Origin of the sequence: Arthrobacter bambusae, assembly GCF_022606295.1 — a bacterium.
GTDB lineage: Bacteria > Actinomycetota > Actinomycetes > Actinomycetales > Micrococcaceae > Arthrobacter > Arthrobacter bambusae_A.
On record NZ_JAHHZS010000011.1, the window covers coordinates 55,220 to 72,167 of the forward strand.

A 16,948-nucleotide genomic window follows, 5' to 3' on the forward strand; every position below is an offset into this window, starting at 1 on the left:
GTCCAATCCTTGAAAACCATTACCAACTCAGAGTGGAGTAACCCCTTGGAAAGCTACGACGCCCTCCTCGCTTCAATCACCCCGGCCACCGGCGAAACCCGGACCATCCTCGACCCCGCCACGGGCACCGCCGTCGGCGAGGCACCGGTCCACACCGTCGAGGACCTCCAGGCGGCCATCGACGCCGCCCGGGCAGCCCAGCCGGCATGGGCTGCGGCCGGCCACGACGCCCGGTCCGCCGCGCTCCTGAAGGCCGCCGACGCCGTCGAGCGCTCCGCCGAGGAACTCGCCCGCTTGCTCTCCCGCGAGCAAGGCAAGCCCTTGAACGGCCCCAACGCCCGCTTCGAAGTCGGCGCCTGCGCCGCGTGGCTCCGCGCCGCCGCCGCCACCCCGCTCGAGGCCGAAACCGTGGTGGACGACGGCGACACCCGCGCCGAACTGCACTACCGGCCCATCGGCGTCGTCGGCGCGATCGGACCCTGGAACTGGCCCATGATGATCACCGTCTGGCAGATCGCCCCCGCCCTGCGCATGGGCAACGCCGTCGTCGTCAAACCTTCCGAATACACACCCCTGTCCGTCCTGGCCCTCGCCGCCGTGATCAACGAAGAACTCCCCGAAGGCCTCCTCACCGTGGTCTCCGGCGGCCGCGACGTCGGCGAAGCGCTCGCTACCCACCCCGCCATCGGCAAGGTCATGTTCACCGGCTCCACCACCACCGGCAAAGCCATCATCCGCTCCAGCGCGGACACCGTCAAACGCCTCACCCTCGAACTCGGCGGCAACGACGCCGGCATCGTCCTGCCCGACGCCGACCCCGCCGCCATCGCCGAAGGACTCTTCTGGGGCGCCTTCATCAACACCGGCCAGACCTGCGCCGCACTCAAACGCCTCTACGTCCACGACTCCCTCTACGACGCCGTGTGCACCGAACTCACTGCCGTGGCGAAGGCCATGCCCATGGGGAACGGCCTCGACGAAAACAACGTCCTCGGCCCGCTGCAGAACCGCCAGCAATACAACATCGTCGCCCGCCTCGTCGACGCCGCCCGCGACTCCGGCGCCCGCATCCTGCTCGGTGGCAACCCCGAGACCGGCCAGGCCGGCAACTTCTACCCCACCACCCTCGTGGCCGACATCGACAACAACAACCCGCTCGTCGCCGAGGAGCAATTCGGCCCGGCACTGCCGATCATCCGCTACACCACCATCGACCAGGCCATAGCGATGGCGAACGCGCTCGACGTCGGACTCGGCGCCTCCGTCTGGTCCACGGACCTGGACGCCGCCCGCGACGTCGCCGCCCGCCTCCAAGCCGGCACCGTCTGGATCAACAAACACGGCGCCGTCGACCCCCGCATCCCCTTCGGCGGCGCCAAGCAATCCGGCTACGGCCTCGAATTCGGCGTCGAAGGCCTCAAAGCACTCGGCGTGCCGCAGGTGATCAACGGCTGACCCAACTGTCTCGCAGTTGTTGTCGTTTTGAGGGCCCAGAACGACAACAACTGTCAGCTAGTTGGGGCGTGCCGGTGGGAACTGCCCACGGCAGCACTGCGCGTGGTCGCTGACCGTAGCGCAGCGACACGATCGCATTGCACGTATAGAAGAGGGCCAGGCCGCTGCCGAGGGAAATCCCGGAACCGAACGGCAAATGCTCGTAAGGTGCTGGAACGGCTGTCGCGATCGCCCCGGCAATCGCAGTCACCCCCGGAACCAGGAGAAACGGTATGAACAACGTGGTCTGAAGGATCCCGGCGAAATCGGACCGAGCCTGGAGGCGCTCGAGCCCCGCGGTGATGGTCTCGGTGCCGTACTGGAAGAACGCACAGCCGAGGAAGGCCACTACCAGGAATCCGAGCGCGCCGACAAGCCCCGCGCCCGGCCCCCAATGAGCGGGCACCTCAGTGACGATCGTGAAGATGGACTCGCCGAGGACAATGATGACGAACAGGCCAAGCCGCTCGGAAGCGTGTTCGATATTGATGCCGCCGATGCTCCGGTCGGGCCAAAGGCGGGCTCCAACCACCATCATGCCAACCTCGACGACGATCGCGGCAGCCCACAGAACGACGGCGATGTGGAGCGGCAAGACGGCAGAGATGAGCCAGAGGACCGCTGTGCCGCCGTTGTAGATCCAGATCCGCCACGGAGTTTCGGACGAATTTTCGCGGTGTTGGTCGCGGTGTTGGTACAGCCACAGGACCAGCAGGACAACACGAATCGCAGCATTGGCCAGCGAAAAGGCCCACGCCCGTTCGCCAAAGGCACCGGGCGCGGCGGCGGCCATGACGCTCGCCGCAGCCATGGCAGCGAGCATCGCGACACCCAGCGCCCGGGACGGGGATCACGGGCCACCTCGTGCTTCAACGCGCCGGGAACCGACGACTTATCCATCATTGCCCCATGGTATTGGCTGCCGAGGTTGCGCCACCCGCGGTTTGGGATAGTAGCATTTGTGAGGCAGGAATACCTTATGCGGGGAGCGTCCTACGCGCAGGGAAACATCGGGGGCAAGCAGAGGTCATGGATTCGGAACCGTTACAGCCAGAAGTAAATCCGCGATTCAGTAACACCCGGAAGCAGAATACCGAGCTCGCTATCCAGCAACTCCGGGACGGCGGGTTCACCACCACCCAAATAGATGATTTCCTGGCCACGTTGCATCGCATGGAAGCCGACGATTCGATTCTTGCGCCCCTGACGAATGCCTTGCTCGCCATGAACGTCTCAGTCCAATGGCTCATGTAGCGGCGCGCCGGCGCCCTCCATCCGAACGATTTTCAACCTCTTTTGGGGAACGCTTTCGAGTGGGACGATTTTGATATGAGCGAAAACCAAGACCATAAGCTCGCGTCCCCGGCAGCCGGCTACTTTCCCAGGGAGAAGGGCATGTCCGCGGAGGAGTACGAGCACCCGACCACCCACCAGATGCGCATCGTAGGCCAGCGGCGGACGGATGCGGAAGCCAAGCTTGAGCGGCAACAGCGCGAGGCCCGGAACAAATCACACGACTAGGGGGCGCGCTTGAGGAGCCGGCGCTGAATCGCAGTCCGGCGATATTTTCGTCATCTTTGCCCCGCTGTGCCTGGCAGCTCGACTACCGCCGTTGCATCGCTCGCTCCGGGCGTCGGCAATCTTAGGCTTCCACTCCACGCCGCGGAAGATTTCAGCCGAGCACCAGGGCCCACCCTGCCGCGAGGCCCACGAGCAGCCACACGACATAGTCGCCAACGCGCCCGGAGTGCAAGCGCCGGAGGATTCTTAGCGCCGGCTGGGCCGCGTGCGCGGGGCTGCGGAGAGCGGAAGGCAGACGCCAGCCATGGAGCGCCGCGGCCGCCATGACGACGGCGATCGTGGTCGACAGCAGCCCCAGCGCGACGCTCGTCGGCTCCCATGCGGCGCCCGTGGCTGGGTGCGACACATAAGAGGTCGGACCCTCGAGGACGGCCGATACATAGCCGGCGCGGTCCATGAACCGGGCTGCGGCCTCTTCGGCGGCATCGCCGATCGACGGAAGCACCCCCAAAGCAAGGGCGCCCGCCAGCAATCCCACAGCCGGCGCACCCATTGATATCGGGATACGGCGCAGGCCGATGGGTACTTCGATACGCTCCTCGTCCCCGCTCATCCCCTCCGCCTCGATCCCGGCGGGGCGGCCGCCGAGACCCAGGAATATCCGCCCGCAAACACGGAACACAGCGGCGGCTGTCACCGCCGACACCCCGACCATAAGGACAGGGACCCAAAGCCGCCCTGCACTCGATGAGGCATGCTCGGCGATGCCCTTGCCCAGGCCGGCGGCGAAGGGCGGCGCGCCTGCGAGCGCGGCACCGGCGACCACGAAGGCGATTCCAAGCACCGGCGAATCCTTTCCGCGTCCGCGGAGCGTGTACTCGTCGACGCTGCCGTACCTGTTCAATATGATTCCGCTCAGCAGGAACAAGGAGCCCTTGACCGCAGCGTGGCCGAGGACGTACGCGGCAACCCCTCCCAGCGCATCCGGGGAAGCGGTGCCGAGAACAGCCAGGAAGACTCCCATGTGGGCAATCGTTGAGTACGCCAGCAGTCTCTTGATGTGCCGCTGAAGGAAGCACATAACGCTCCCCACGACGGCGGTCAGGATGCCAAGCACTATGAAAAGGACCTGGGCCGGGGAAGCGATCTGTGAACCGGCGAAGGCCGCCCAGTACACCCGAGCGACGCCATAGAGGCCCAATTCGACCATCACTCCGGAAAACAGCACGCATACGGGCGAGGGTGCGACGGCGTGGGCGTCGTCGAGCCAAAAATGGAACGGGACGATCGCGGCTTTCACGAGGAACCCTGCGCACAGGAGGATGAACGCGGTCGCGATCAGCGGGCTCCGGTCACCAAGCAGTGCTGTGGAGATGGCCGCCAGATTCAAGCTGCCGGTGCGTGCGTACAGGAGCCCGACGCCCATGAGCGAAAAGTAGGCGGCCAGTGAGTTCACGATGCCGAAGTTGATGGCACCGTGGACTGCGGACGGGTCTTCGGCCTTGAGCCCTGTCAGTGCGTACGCCGCCACGCCCATCAGTTCGAAGAAGACGAACATGGTGAAGACGTCGCCCGCGAACGCGAAGCCTGTCATACCGGCGAGGAAGAGCACCATCAAGCCGTGGTAGTGGACGGTGTCCGACTCGAAGTACCGCCACGAGAAGATGAGGGAAGCGACCATCAGCACCGCCGCGAGGAGGGAAATCCCGATGCTGAATTGGTCTCCGACCAGGGCGATTCCAACGGCACGGCCGCCCTGGGGCTGCCACGCGCCCATCCAGTAGACAAGACGTTCGCTCCCCGCCGGAGCCATCATAAACACCTCAAGCGTTGCTGCCGCCGCGGCGGCAGCAAGGGAGATCACGTCAGCGAAACGGCGTGGAAGGCGGGACCCTAGGGACATCAGCACACACGAAGCCAGGATCAGGACGATCACGGCCGCGGGCATGAGGGCTGCGGCGGCCGTACCCGGGACCATGCGCTCAGCCCTCCAACCGACCGAGTCGGTCGGGATCGATCGCCTGATGGCGCTTGGCGATTTGAATCACGAGCGCCAGCAGCATCGACGTCACCGCTGCCGAGACGACGATGTCGGTCAGGGTCAATGCCTGGACCACAGGGTCGACGACCGGGGTGGTCTTGCCGACTTGCGCGCCGAAAATGGGTGCCACGCCCCCGTATTGAAAGCCGACGGCGACGAGCAGCACGTACGTGCCCGACTGGGCCACCGAAAGGCACACGACAGTGTGGACCAGGTTGCGGCTCGTAGCGATCCCCGCGACGCCAAGGAGCATGATGCTGACTGCGACAAAGTATGCGTAGTAGTTCACGACGCAGACCCTTCCTCGTAACCGGAGCGTGGCGTTCGCCCTGGATCGCTTACCCGCTCGGCCCGGATCGCGAGCGCTTGGTCCAGGAAGCTGGCCAGGAGGACGATGACGCTGCTGCAGACGGTCATTCCCACGGCGATGTTGAAGAGCGGCACTGTTCCCGAGGAGATGAAATCGCCGAGCTGGCCTTGCGGGATGACGTTGGCGAAGAGTGCCGAGCCGAGCGCGGCACCCGTGATCCCGAGGGCTCCGAACAAGACGACGCCGAGCGCCTCGCCCTGGTGGAACCATGCAAGCGGCCGCAGCTTGCGCAGGAGGGAGTATCGGCCGCCGACGTATAGCAAGTGGATGCCCGTTGAAAGGATGACGCCGCCCTGGAAGCCGCCGCCAGGGGTGACGGCCCCGTGCGCTAGTACGTTGACGGCCAGCACGACGGTCAGCGGAAACAGGAAATAGACGAGGAGGTTCGTCGATTCGAGCACGTGGCCCGCCTCGCTGACCTCCCGCCGTCGTTCGCGGTAGACCGGCCTCAGCAACGCCGCGACGCCGATGACGGCGCAGAACAGGATCGTCTCTTCCCCGAAGGTGTCGAAGCCGCGCTGGTCGAAGTTGATGCTCGAAACGGCGTTTGCGGTGTCATGCGCGTAGGTGGCCGCAACGGCCGCGTCACGGTATGCGTGGAGGTCCCCGCCGAACTGCGGCATGCCCGTGAACGCGAGCGCCATCGAGACCGCGAAGGCGACGATGCCGAGGCCAAGAACGATGAGGCGGATCCGCCGCGTCATTTCTCCTCCTGCCCGTCTGTGATCCCGCGATGTTCGGCACGGATGTCGGATACTTTCCGGATCGCGAGAACCACGATCAGGGGGACCACAGCCGTTCCGATGGCCACTTGGCTGAGCGCCACGTCGGGTGCCTGGAGGACGACAAACAAGATGGTGAGCAGCAGCCCATAGCCGGAAAGGACCACAGCCTGCTTTGAGGGATGGTGCGAGAACACGACGGCCGCGGCTCCCACAAGCACCAGGGTGAGGCTGACGCCAATCAGGAGGTTGCTCAGGACTCCGTCGTTCATTCGGGCGACCTTCCGACATCCAGTCCCCGCTCGTCGGCGAGCGACCTCCCGACCGCGATCGTCACTGCGGGACCGCCGAAAGCGGCGACCAGCGCGATCAGGATGATGGTGGCGCTACCCAGGGAGAATCCAAAATAGATCACGGCTGCGACAGAAAAAAGCGGCACTCCGAGGGTCGTCACGGGCGCCAGGAAGTGCAAGCGTGCGAGGGGCTCGCGCGCCAGTACTGCTCCCACGCAGCCGAAAGCCGCCGCCAGTACGCCCAATCCGGCAAAGATGGACTCGAAGATCATTGCAGTCATTCCTCGTCCCTTACCGCTTGCGCATCAATGCCCGGATTCAACAGCCTGGTGTAGACGAGCGTCCCGATCGAGGCGAGCACGGCAAGCACGAGCGGGACGATCAGGTACGAAGACTGGCCGACGATGATCGAGAGGCCTATCAACACCATGATGCTCGAACCCGTGAGCAGCTGGAGTCCAACCAAGCGTTGGACGTCGCTACCGCGGGCAACCAGGAACAGGCTTGGCGCCACCCCGAGGAGCAGTAACGCCAAGGTCACTGCCGACCACAAGATCGCGGTATCCATTCATAACCCTTGTCCGGTGCCTGGGGACACGTGGCGGTCGAGCCGGGGCCAGCCTTCTGCCAGGACGTGTACGTGGATCCGGTGCGCGTCCGGGTCGGAATAGAAAACCACGGATCCGGGTGTCGAGGACAAGGCGATCATGGCCGCGGCGCGCCATCCTGTTGCTTTGGGGCTAGCCGTTCCCGGCATCCGTTGGTCCTGCAAGGACTCCCCCCGGGGGCCCGCGAGCCAGCGTGCGAGACGCACGGTATCGGTTACGGCCGCGGCGGGAACAAGAGCCGCCCATCGTAGCCAGATGCCGCGCGCCGCGGCCTGGAAACCCATGGCGCGCCGGGCCGTGCGGGCAAGCACCGCGCCGAGTAACGCCGACGACGCTGCCGCGACCGTCTCCGGAAGCGTCACGGTGCTCACCGTGACGAGCCAGGAGAGCGTTCCCCCGATCCACCAGAGAACCAGCTCCAGGACGGCCCCCGAGACCCCGCGTGCCCCGGGAAGCCCGAAAAACCTGCCGACGGGGCCGTTTCGATTTCGGTTCGCCGTCACACTATGCGCCCGCTGCTTCGCGCTGTCGGGCGGCCTCGTCGGCACGTTCCCGCTGCGGTACCACGACGTATTTGGGATCGAGGGTCGAGGCTACACCGGCTTCGAACACCCCGAAGCGAAGCAGCGCCGATCCGGCAGCGACAGCAAGTCCGCACATCGTGCTCACGAGGCGCGAATGCCGTCCGCCCAATGCGAGACCCACGGCGCCTCCCACGGTGAATGCCTTCGACAGCCGCAGTAGTGTCCCTGCGCGGCCCTGGTGCAATGTCTCGGCGGACAGCTTTCCGCTGCGTTCCATCTTCAGGCTCATCACCGTTTCCAGCACGGCACCGCCTACCGCCATGCGTCGGGCGGGAGCAGCCTCGGCCACAGGAGCCAGGGCAGCGGCAACGCCGCCAGCCGACGCCGCGGCGGAGCCTGCGAAGACGAAGGGCAGCGCCTCGTGGGCGTCGTGCCAGGTGGGTACGGCGGTATCGGCAAGCAGCACGCCGGTGTACGTGGCCACGGCAGCACCCGCCACCGCGGCACCGACTCCGCATGCGCGGCCGGCGCGAGGCAGGATGCCGAGGACATTGGATGCCGCACTCGCCCCAGCCAACGGACCATAGAGGGAAAGGATCCAGGAGCCCATGCTCATCGGCGAGGTCGGTTTCGCCACGCGCAGCATGTTCAGGAACCTCTCCGGGCGGCCAAGGTCATGCACGAGCGCCACCGCGGAGGCTGAGATCGCGGTCAGGGCCATAAGTTTGGAGCGCCGCTCAAGGGACGGCCGGGCGCTGTACTGCGCACCGGCCGCGAGCATCGACGTCGCCCCTGCCAGGCCACCCGCGAAGATGTAGCCCGCGATGTCCACGGCGCTCCAGGTCGGTTTCTTGAGGATCGGCCGGCCATAGTAGGACGTGAACTCCTCAGTGGCACCACGACGCGGGCTCAATTCCTGGCTCCCCAGAAAACGGCGACTGCGCCGAGCAACAGACCGGCGGCCGCACCCGCCGCACGCTTCCACATCACCGGCAGATCCCTCGTCGTCACCACGGGGTCAGGGGGCAGGCCGTAGGTCTCAGGCTCATCCAGCAACAGGAAGAATGCGCCGTCACCGCCTACCCCGTCGTCGGGGTTGTGCCCGTACAACCTGGCGCCCTCTTCGCCCCGCTCGTGCAGCTCAGTCACGCGTGCATCGGCCCGTTCACGGAGTTCGTCGAGCTCACCGTACTGGATGGACTTCGTAGGGCAGGCTTTCGCGCAGGCAGGCTCCTCGCCGGCGCCGAGCCGGTCGTAGCACATCGTGCACTTGAATACCCTGCCGTCGCCCTGCCGCTGGTCGATCACACCGTACGGGCATGCTGAAACGCAGTAGCCGCAACCGTTGCAAATGTCCTGCTGGACGACGACGGTGCCGTGCTCGGTGCGGAAGAGGGCCCCTGTGGGGCATACGTCCAGGCAAGCGGCGTGTGTGCAGTGCTTGCACACATCCGAGGACATGAGCCACTTGACGCCATCATGCGCCGACGGGTCCGCCGCGGGAACCTGCTTCTCGATGAACGCCACATGCCGCCAGGAATCCGCACCCAACGCTGACGTGTTGTCGAACGATTCGCCTGTGAGTTCAAGCGATGTGTCCGCGGGAACGGAGTTCCACTCCTTGCACGCCACCTCACACGCCTTGCAGCCGATGCACAGGCTCGTATCGGTGAAGAAACCCTTGCGCGGGACTCCGATCGACGGCATTCCCAGTTGGGTAACGCTCATTTGGTGGCTCCTTGAACTCCGGTGTGCTCGTCAATGCCGGCCCGCAGGCGGTAAGTCTCAACAAGGGACAGCAGTGCCGGCCCGCGAGGGCGCCTGCCGGGGCGTATGTCGACGGTCAGCGCCTTGACCTCCTGGATGTGCACATTCGGATCCATGGCGATGGATGAGAGTTCGTTCATGGCATCCCCTCGTGACAGTCCGTTGGGCCCCCAGTGGTAGGGCATTCCAATCTGGTGGACAGTGCGTCCGTGCACCGTGAGCGGCTTCATCCGGTTCGTTACCAGTACGCGCGCCTCGATGGCGCCCCGGGCCGAGACGAGTGTTGCCCAGCCCTTGTGGTCCAATCCGCGCACGTCGGCCAACTCCGGCGAGACCTCGCAGAAGGGCTCCGGTTGGAGTTCCGCCAGGTAGGGCAGCCAGCGGGTCATTGTTCCCGCGGTGAAGTGCTCGGTCAGGCGGTAAGTCGTCAAGACGTAGGGGAAAACGTCGGCGCCGCGGTCCCGGCCGCTGGGGTGGTAGCGGTTTCCCTCGCGGGACATGAGCTTCCGCACCGGATTTCTTTGCTGGCTGTACAGCATGTTGTCGAAGGGCGACTCCTGAGGTTCGTAGTGAACCGGCATGGGTCCGTCCACCAGCCCCGCCGGAGTGTAGAGCCAGCCCTTCCCGTCTGCCTGCATGATGAAAGGATCGACGCCGGAAATCGCCTCCGTGCCCATGGCATCCTCTTCGGGGCGGTAGGACGGCGGTTTCGTCGGCTCGAAGTCCGGCACGTCGTCGCCGGTCCATTGTCCGGCATCCTCGTCCCACCAGATGAGCTTCTTCCGCTCACTCCACGGGCGGCCCTCAGGGTCGGCGGAGGCCCGGTTGTAAAGCTCCCGGCGGTTGGCGGGCCACGCCCATCCCCACTCCCTGCTCGAGATGCTCTGCTCTGTGTGAGGCTTGCGGCGCGCGGCCTGGTTGACGCCGTCGGCCCGGCACCCGCAGTAGATCCAGCAACCGCACGACGTCGATCCGTCGTCTTTCAACTCGGTGTAGGCCGAGAGCGGAGTTCCGTCGGCCTTGGTCCCGTTGATCTCGGCAAGAACGGCGTCCGAGTCAGGCTCCGCGTGGGTTCCGATCGTCGGGTAGTTCCACGTCAGATCCAAGACCGGCTGGTCGGCCGGATCATCCGAAGCCGCGAGCATCGCACGCACGCGGTTGCCCAGGTGCCACATGAACCACAAGTCACTGCGCCGGTCCGCTTCCGGCTCCACTGCCTGTTCGCGCCACTGCAACAGCCGGTTGGTGTTGGTGAAGCTACCGGCTTTTTCCGTGTGGGCGGCAGCGGGGAAGAAAAAGACCTCGGTGGCGATGTCTTCGGTCCGCATCTGTCCGGTGGCGATCTCCGGACCGTCTTTCCACCAGGTGGCACTTTCGATGAGGGAGAAATCGCGCACCACGAGCCAGTCGAGCTTGGACATGCCTTCGCGTTGTAAATGTGCGTTGGCCGAGCCGACGGCGGGATTCTCGCCCATGAGGAAATAGCCCTTGCAGATTCCGTCCAGCTGGGCGGCAACCGTGTCATAGGTGCTGTGACTCCCCGTGATGCGGGGCAGATAGTCGAAGCAGAAGTCGTTCTCGGCAGTCGCGGCATCCCCCCACCAGGCCTTGAGCAAGCTGACGGTGTAGGCGCGCATGTTGGCCCAGAAGCCGCGCTCCGCGGAGTCGGCCTCGATGTATCCGTCCAAGTCCATGTGTTGCTCGGCGTGCGGCATCGGCAGGTACCCGGGCAACAGGTCGAAAAGCGTCGGGATGTCGCTGGAGCCCTGGATGCTCGCGTGGCCCCGCAGCGCCATGATCCCGCCCCCGGGCCGGCCGATGTTCCCGAGCAGCAACTGCAGGACCGAGGCGGCACGGATGTATTGCACGCCCGTGGTGTGTTGGGTCCAGCCGACGGCGTATGCGAAAGCGGTGGTGCGATCGCGCCCGGAATTGGCCGTGATTGTTTCGGCCACCTCGCCGAACAGATCCTGTGGCACGCCGCAGATCTGTTCGACCATCTCTGGTGTGTACCGGGCGTAATGCCGGCGGAGCGTCTGGAACACGCACCGCGGGTCCTGCAGCGTTTCGTCCCTCCGCCAGTGTCCACGCAGCGAGGGGCCGCCGGAACCGTGGGAGTGCGCGTGCCCGGACTCCCCCAGAGGGCTTCCCCCCTCTTGGGATTGCGATTCCCTCTCACCGGACGAAGCCGCAACGTTGGCGCCCTCGTACTGCCAGCTCTCGGGGTCGTAAGACGGCCCCGAGGGGTTGAACCCGGAGAACAGGCCATCGAGCTCTTCGGTGTCCTGGAAATCGTCCCGCAGGATCGTGGCCGCGTTCGTGTAGTTGACAACATACTCGCGGAAGTACGCCTCCTGGGTGAGGACCCAGTTGATCAAACCGCCAAGGAACGCGATATCGGTGCCGGCGCGGATCGGCACGAAGGTATCGGCCAGGGCACTCGTCCGGGAGAAGCGAGGGTCCACGTGGATGATTTTCGCACCGCGTTCCTTGGCTTCCATCACCCACTGGAAGCCCACAGGATGGGCTTCGGCGAAGTTGGAGCCCTGGATGACGATGCAGTCCGCCCGTTGAAGGTCCTGCAAGTAGGTCGTCGACCCGCCGCGCCCGAAGCTCGTGCCGAGGCCGGCGACGGTGGAGCTGTGGCATACCCTCGCCTGGTTTTCGACTTGGACTATTCCCAGCGACGTGAACAACTTCTTGATGAGGTAGTTCTCTTCGTTGTCCAGCGTTGCACCGCCCAGGCTCGCGATTCCGAGGGTGCGGCGGGTACGCACGCCGTCGCTTTCCCACTCCCACGTCCGGCGCCGTGTATCGACAACCCGCTGAGCGACCATGTCCATCGCCGTATCAAGATCCAGCCGTTCCCAGCCGGTACCGTGGGGACGGCGGTAGAGCACGTGCTTCTCACGTGATTCGCCGGTGGTCAGCTGCAGCGACGCAGACCCTTTGGGGCACAAGCGGCCGCGGCTGATGGGCGAGTCCGGGTTGCCCTCGATCTGGATGACCTTCCCGTCTTTGACGTAGACGTTTTGTGCACAGCCAACGGCGCAATACGGGCAAACCGAGGGAACAACCCGGTCCGCAGTTGCAATCCGGGCGGTGAGTCTTTCGGTCGCCGGCGACTTGGCAGCGTGATGGCGACCGGTGGGATCGTGTTCGAGGAGCTGACGCAGAACGGGCCATTGCAACGGATTCGCCATCGGGCACCTCCAGGTCGTCGGGCTGCCGCCGCATGACCTCGGTCACACGGGTGTCACGAGGACGATAGTAGCCCGGTCATCTTCGGGTGGGAACCCACCGGCTTGATCAAAAGCACCTGGGGCTTGTTCGCCAAAGCGCGGGCAATCACAACCCGCTGCTTCTGTCCTCCGGTACCGATTGAACCCGGTAGCGATGGAGAGCGGCACGACGCCTGGCTACCGGCCAGTACAGGACCATGGGCGCGGCGGGATAGACTCGATTCAAGCCCAACAACCACCATTTGAGGAGCCCCATGCGCGCCACCATCATCCACGGTCCCGGCGACATCCGTGTTGAAGACCGTAACTACCCCACGGTCCAGCTGCCCACCGACGTCGTCGTCAAAGTCACTGCCTCCTGCGTCTGCGGATCGGACCTGTGGCCGTACCGCGGCGTCAAGCCCACCCACCAGCCTTCGGCCATTGGACACGAATTCATCGGCACGGTGGAAAGCATCGGCGACGACGTCACCACCCTGGCGGTAGGCGACTTCGTCATTGCTCCCTTCTTGGTCAGTTGTGGCGCGTGCCCGCAGTGCTTGGGCGGCGTCACGGTTGCCTGCGACCATTTGGCGGGTTGGGGCGGCAAAGACGACAGCGGGCACGCGATCGACGGCGGCCAGGGCCAGGCGGTGCGCGTACCGCTCGCCGAATCCACCCTCGTCAAGGTCCCCGGCGTCACGGAACCAGACGACGCGCTCCGCGCGAGCTTGCTGACGCTCTCCGACGTGATGGCCACCGGCCACCACGCAGCCCTTGCGGCGAAGGTCGGCCCCGGCAGGACCGTCGTCGTGGTCGGCGACGGCGCGGTGGGACTCTGCGGCGTGCTCGCAGCGAAGCGGCTCGGAGCCGAACGAATCATCGCGATGTCCCGGCACGCCGACCGACAGGCGATTGCCCTCGAGTTCGGGGCCACGGACATCGTCTCCGAGCGCGGCGAGGAAGGCGTAGCCAAGGTCCGCGAGTTGCTCGGAGGGGTCCTGGCCGACTCGGTGCTGGAGTGCGTCGGAACCAAGGAATCCATGGAACAGGCATTGCACAGTGTCCGCCCGGGCGGTGCCCTCGGCTTCGTTGGTGTCCCGACGGGCGGAGCCGAAGCCCCGCTGCGCTACTTGTTCGACACGAACATCTCGATCGCCGGCGGCATGGCACCGGCGCGCACGTACATCCCCGAACTGCTCGCGGACGTGCTTGACGGCAAGATCAATCCGGGCCGCGTCTTCGACACCGTGATGCCGCTCGAGGAAGCACCCGAGGCCTACCGCGCCATGGACGAACGGCGCTCCATCAAGGTCCTCCTCACGCCCTGAGGTCGCGGCCTGAACCCGCGGTTTCTTGGTGCCGGCGGACTGTGGCGTGCGCGCGGGATCGGCGAGAGAATCCATATAGGAAGCCTCGCCTGAACCCAAAGGAGTGAACACGATGATCACTGGTGCCGAGGCACGCCCGGTGGTTAGGCAGGATGGATATTTGCCCATCGAGGATCATGGACTCATTGGCGACGGGTCCACGTGCGCCTTGGTGGGGCGGGACGGCGCAATGACCTGGCTTTGCCTGCCGGAATTCGACAGTCCCCCGTTCCTGGCCGGCATCCTTGACGCCGAGTCGGGCGGCCGTTTCGAAATAGCCCCTCTCCGCACTCTGGCATCCTCCCAGCGCTATACCGAGGATTCCTGCGTGCTGGTCACGTCCCTCGTATCCGATCGCGGCGTGCTGCAGGTGACGGACGGACTGACGCTGCGTGCCGGCGCCGAGCTATCGGAGCCGGTGCCGGCTGGCCGTTCCGAACTCCTGCGGCACGCGAGGGCCGTGGGCGGGGACGTCCCGCTGCGCATCAGCCTGGTACCGAAGGCCGGTGTCACTTTTGACACCTTGGCCACCGGCTGGCGGTTTGATTGGCGGAAGGACGGAGTCCAGGAGGTCTACCTGTGGTCTTCAGTTGAACTCATGCCCGACGGTCGCGGCCTATCCGCCGAGATGACGCTTCGCGCGGGAGAAACGCTGACCATGGTCCTGCATTGGTCGGGTCGGTTCCGGCTCCGTCAGCATCCGGAGAGCAAAAAGCTCATTGACCAGACCGTCTATGCCTGGCGCCGGTGGGCATCAAACCTGGATTGCGAAGGCTCCCAAGCGGAGCTGATGAAGCGTTCGGCCCTGACGCTGAAGATGCTGGATCACGCCGAGACGGGAGCCATCCTCGCGGCCGCCACCTCGTCCCTGCCTGAGTGGCCCGGCACGTCGCGGAACTGGGACTACCGGTACACGTGGGTGCGCGACGCGTCCTTCTCCAACTACGTGTTCCGGCGCATTGGCGATCCCAGTGATGCGGACGTCTTCCTGGCCTGGGTCCTGACCAACGTTGAGCGGGACGGTATCCCGCACGTCATGTACGCCCTCGACGGCTCCCAGCCGCCCGACGAGGTGCAGGACCCGCAGCTGCGGGGATACCGGGACTCGGCCCCGGTGAGGTGGGGAAACGGTGCCCGGCACCAACTCCAGCACGATGTGTACGGAGAAATCGTCGACATCGCCTACCAGTGGTCCGGCAGCGGGAAGCGGGTCGATGAGCGGCTCTGGGCGGCATTGGTCCCGATCGTGGAAATGGCCATCAGGAGTTGGCGGGTTCCGGACTCCGGGCCGTGGGAAATCAGGGACAAGAGCAGACCCTTCACCTACTCGGCGGCACTGTGCTACGTCGCGATCGACCGCGCCATCCAGATCGCGCGCAGGGACGGGCTTCCCTACCCCAAGCGCCGGTGGGAGGCCACGGCCCGGCGGATCCGGCAGGCTGCCTTGACGCAATCCTGGGACCCCCGGCGTCGCACCTTTACCGAGAATCTGGGCGGCAGCGGCGGCCTGGACGCGTCCTTGTTGACCCTACCCGTCCGCAACGTCATCGAATTCGACGATCCGCGGATGGTGTCCACCACAAAAGCGATAGCGGCAGAGCTCGACGCCGGCAACGGGCTTTTGTTCCGCTACCTGCCAGAGGTTTCTCCCGACGGTTTGCCCGGAAGCGAAGGGGCGTTCCTCCTCTGCAGCTTCTGGCTGGTGGACAACCTGGCCGGTCAAGGGCGGGTGGATGAAGCCCATGAACTCTACGAATCCCTCTGCAGACGCGCGAATCCGCTGGGCCTGCTGCCTGAGCAGATCCACCCGGACACCGGCGAGTTCCTCGGGAACTTCCCGCAGGCGTTCAGCCATGTGGGCGTGCTGGCCAGCGGCCTGCGCCTGCTGAAAGCGGAGCGGCGGGCCGCCAACGGGGACCCCGCCGCGCGGAATCAGAGTTAGCAGCGAGGGAGAACACGATGCGTGCATGGTGGGTCCGGGAACCAGGCCCGATGGAATCCCGGCCGCTGGTTTGGGGCGAACGGGCCGATCCGCGCCCGGGGCGGCGGGAACTCCTCGTCAGTGTCCGCGCCTGCGGTGTCTGCCGCACGGATCTGCACCTCGCCGAAGGCGACCTTGCGCCGCGGAGGCCGAACGTCGTACCGGGCCACGAAGCGGTGGGAACAGTCAGCGAGACCGGCGACGGGTGTGTGAGGTCCCGGCGCGGTGACAGGGTCGGAGTCGCATGGCTAGGGGGAACCTGCGGGAGCTGCGCGCATTGCCGCCGCGGCGACGAGAACCTCTGCCTCTCCCCTGTCTTCACCGGATGGGACAGGGACGGCGGCTATGCCGAACAACTCACGGTATCCGAAGATTTCGCCTATGCCATCCCGCCCCGGTTTTCGGACGAGCAGGCGGCCCCTCTATTGTGCTCCGGCATCATCGGGTACCGTGCGCTCAAACGGGCCGAGCTCCCGCCAGGTGGCCGGCTGGGCATCTATGGTTTCGGAGGCTCTGCCCATCTCACGGCACAGATGGCGCGCCACCAAGGGGCGCAGGTCTACGTGATGACCCGTTCGGAGTCCGCCCGTGAGCTGGCACGTGAACTGGGAGCGGTGTTTGTGGGCGACGCGTACGACTCCCCGCCGGACCCACTCGACTCGGCAATACTTTTTGCTCCCGTGGGTGACCTTGTTCCTGTGGCACTCAAGGCGCTGGACCGGGGCGGGAGCCTTGCCATTGCGGGGATCCACCTCAGCGACATACCGCCTTTGAACTACTCCGCGGATCTCTTCCATGAGCGGCAGCTCCGTAGTGTTACCGCCAATACCCGGGCAGACGGCGAAGAGTTCTGGTCCCTCGCCGCGGACATCCCGCTGGCCCCCACCACGACGGCGTATCCGTTAGCCGAAGCCGACACGGCGTTGCAGGACCTGGCCAACGACCGGATAACCGGCGCTGCCGTCCTCATAGTCTGAGCCGCAGCTCCCTGGTCGGGCGGCCGTTTTGACGGCGGCATTCGCGGCGCCCGCCGTCG

At 65.6% G+C, this 16,948-nt stretch carries 17 protein-coding genes; 6 read left to right on the plus strand and 11 right to left on the minus strand.

The window, feature by feature from the left end:
- The first annotated feature begins 45 nt into the window (after positions 1–45).
- Positions 46–1,455 carry an aldehyde dehydrogenase family protein gene (locus KNN17_RS09735; RefSeq protein ID WP_241708707.1) on the plus strand — a complete coding sequence of 470 codons (1,410 nt, stop codon included), beginning with the start codon at positions 46–48 and terminating at the stop codon, positions 1,453–1,455.
- Here KNN17_RS09735 and KNN17_RS09740 read toward each other — a convergent pair.
- Positions 1,445–2,317 (minus strand): low temperature requirement protein A, encoded by an 873-nt coding sequence (locus KNN17_RS09740; protein ID WP_274619693.1) that lies wholly within the window; start codon positions 2,315–2,317, stop codon positions 1,445–1,447. The two genes, KNN17_RS09735 and KNN17_RS09740, sit on opposite strands and share 11 nt — an antisense overlap.
- A gap of 206 nt (positions 2,318–2,523) precedes the next feature.
- On the opposite strand from KNN17_RS09740, the gene KNN17_RS09745 reads away from it, so the two are divergent.
- Together KNN17_RS09745 and KNN17_RS09750 are read left to right on the plus strand one after the other, a co-directional pair.
- Complete coding sequence (locus KNN17_RS09745; RefSeq protein ID WP_241708576.1) at positions 2,524–2,748, plus strand: hypothetical protein; 225 nt, start codon at positions 2,524–2,526, stop codon at positions 2,746–2,748.
- Between the two features lie 75 nt (positions 2,749–2,823).
- Entirely contained in the window at positions 2,824–3,015 is a 192-nt protein-coding gene (locus KNN17_RS09750; protein ID WP_241708577.1) for a hypothetical protein, read from the plus strand.
- Positions 3,016–3,166: 151 nt separating this feature from the next.
- On the opposite strand, the gene KNN17_RS09755 is transcribed toward KNN17_RS09750, so the two are convergent.
- From KNN17_RS09755 to fdh, 10 genes are read right to left on the minus strand one after another with little or no spacing between them, the layout of a single operon-like run.
- Positions 3,167–4,993: a complex I subunit 5 family protein gene (locus KNN17_RS09755; protein ID WP_241708578.1), complete on the minus strand. Its 1,827-nt coding sequence runs from the start codon at positions 4,991–4,993 to the stop codon at positions 3,167–3,169.
- Positions 4,994–4,997: 4 nt separating this feature from the next.
- Positions 4,998–5,345: a sodium:proton antiporter gene (locus KNN17_RS09760; protein ID WP_078105144.1), complete on the minus strand. Its 348-nt coding sequence runs from the start codon at positions 5,343–5,345 to the stop codon at positions 4,998–5,000.
- Positions 5,342–6,130: an MnhB domain-containing protein gene (locus KNN17_RS09765; protein WP_241708579.1), complete on the minus strand. Its 789-nt coding sequence runs from the start codon at positions 6,128–6,130 to the stop codon at positions 5,342–5,344. The genes KNN17_RS09760 and KNN17_RS09765 overlap by 4 nt, the downstream gene beginning before the upstream one ends.
- Positions 6,127–6,420 carry a Na(+)/H(+) antiporter subunit B gene (locus KNN17_RS09770; protein WP_241708580.1) on the minus strand — a complete coding sequence of 98 codons (294 nt, stop codon included), beginning with the start codon at positions 6,418–6,420 and terminating at the stop codon, positions 6,127–6,129. The genes KNN17_RS09765 and KNN17_RS09770 overlap by 4 nt, the downstream gene beginning before the upstream one ends.
- Positions 6,417–6,722: a monovalent cation/H(+) antiporter subunit G gene (locus KNN17_RS09775; RefSeq protein WP_241708581.1), complete on the minus strand. Its 306-nt coding sequence runs from the start codon at positions 6,720–6,722 to the stop codon at positions 6,417–6,419. The genes KNN17_RS09770 and KNN17_RS09775 overlap by 4 nt, the downstream gene beginning before the upstream one ends.
- Positions 6,719–7,009 (minus strand): monovalent cation/H+ antiporter complex subunit F, encoded by a 291-nt coding sequence (locus KNN17_RS09780; protein ID WP_241708590.1) that lies wholly within the window; start codon positions 7,007–7,009, stop codon positions 6,719–6,721. The genes KNN17_RS09775 and KNN17_RS09780 overlap by 4 nt, the downstream gene beginning before the upstream one ends.
- A complete protein-coding gene (locus KNN17_RS09785; protein WP_241708591.1) occupies positions 7,010–7,552 on the minus strand; it encodes a hypothetical protein in 543 nt (180 codons plus the stop codon).
- A gap of 1 nt (position 7,553) precedes the next feature.
- Positions 7,554–8,486 carry an NrfD/PsrC family molybdoenzyme membrane anchor subunit gene (gene nrfD / locus KNN17_RS09790; RefSeq protein ID WP_241708593.1) on the minus strand — a complete coding sequence of 311 codons (933 nt, stop codon included), beginning with the start codon at positions 8,484–8,486 and terminating at the stop codon, positions 7,554–7,556.
- Positions 8,483–9,301 (minus strand): 4Fe-4S dicluster domain-containing protein, encoded by an 819-nt coding sequence (locus KNN17_RS09795; protein WP_241708595.1) that lies wholly within the window; start codon positions 9,299–9,301, stop codon positions 8,483–8,485. The genes nrfD and KNN17_RS09795 overlap by 4 nt, the downstream gene beginning before the upstream one ends.
- Positions 9,298–12,543: a formate dehydrogenase gene (gene fdh / locus KNN17_RS09800; RefSeq protein ID WP_241708597.1), complete on the minus strand. Its 3,246-nt coding sequence runs from the start codon at positions 12,541–12,543 to the stop codon at positions 9,298–9,300. The genes KNN17_RS09795 and fdh overlap by 4 nt, the downstream gene beginning before the upstream one ends.
- A 293-nt stretch (positions 12,544–12,836) precedes the next feature.
- Between fdh and KNN17_RS09805 the strand changes: the two genes are divergently transcribed.
- The 3 genes from KNN17_RS09805 (at position 12,837) to KNN17_RS09815 (ending at position 16,889) form a co-directional block, all read left to right on the plus strand.
- Positions 12,837–13,892: a zinc-dependent alcohol dehydrogenase family protein gene (locus tag KNN17_RS09805; RefSeq protein ID WP_241708599.1), complete on the plus strand. Its 1,056-nt coding sequence runs from the start codon at positions 12,837–12,839 to the stop codon at positions 13,890–13,892.
- A gap of 112 nt (positions 13,893–14,004) precedes the next feature.
- Positions 14,005–15,873 carry a glycoside hydrolase family 15 protein gene (locus KNN17_RS09810; protein WP_241708601.1) on the plus strand — a complete coding sequence of 623 codons (1,869 nt, stop codon included), beginning with the start codon at positions 14,005–14,007 and terminating at the stop codon, positions 15,871–15,873.
- Between the two features lie 17 nt (positions 15,874–15,890).
- Positions 15,891–16,889, plus strand: coding sequence for a zinc-dependent alcohol dehydrogenase family protein (locus KNN17_RS09815; RefSeq protein WP_241708603.1), 999 nt, complete (start codon positions 15,891–15,893; stop codon positions 16,887–16,889).
- Positions 16,890–16,948: the final 59 nt, after the last annotated feature.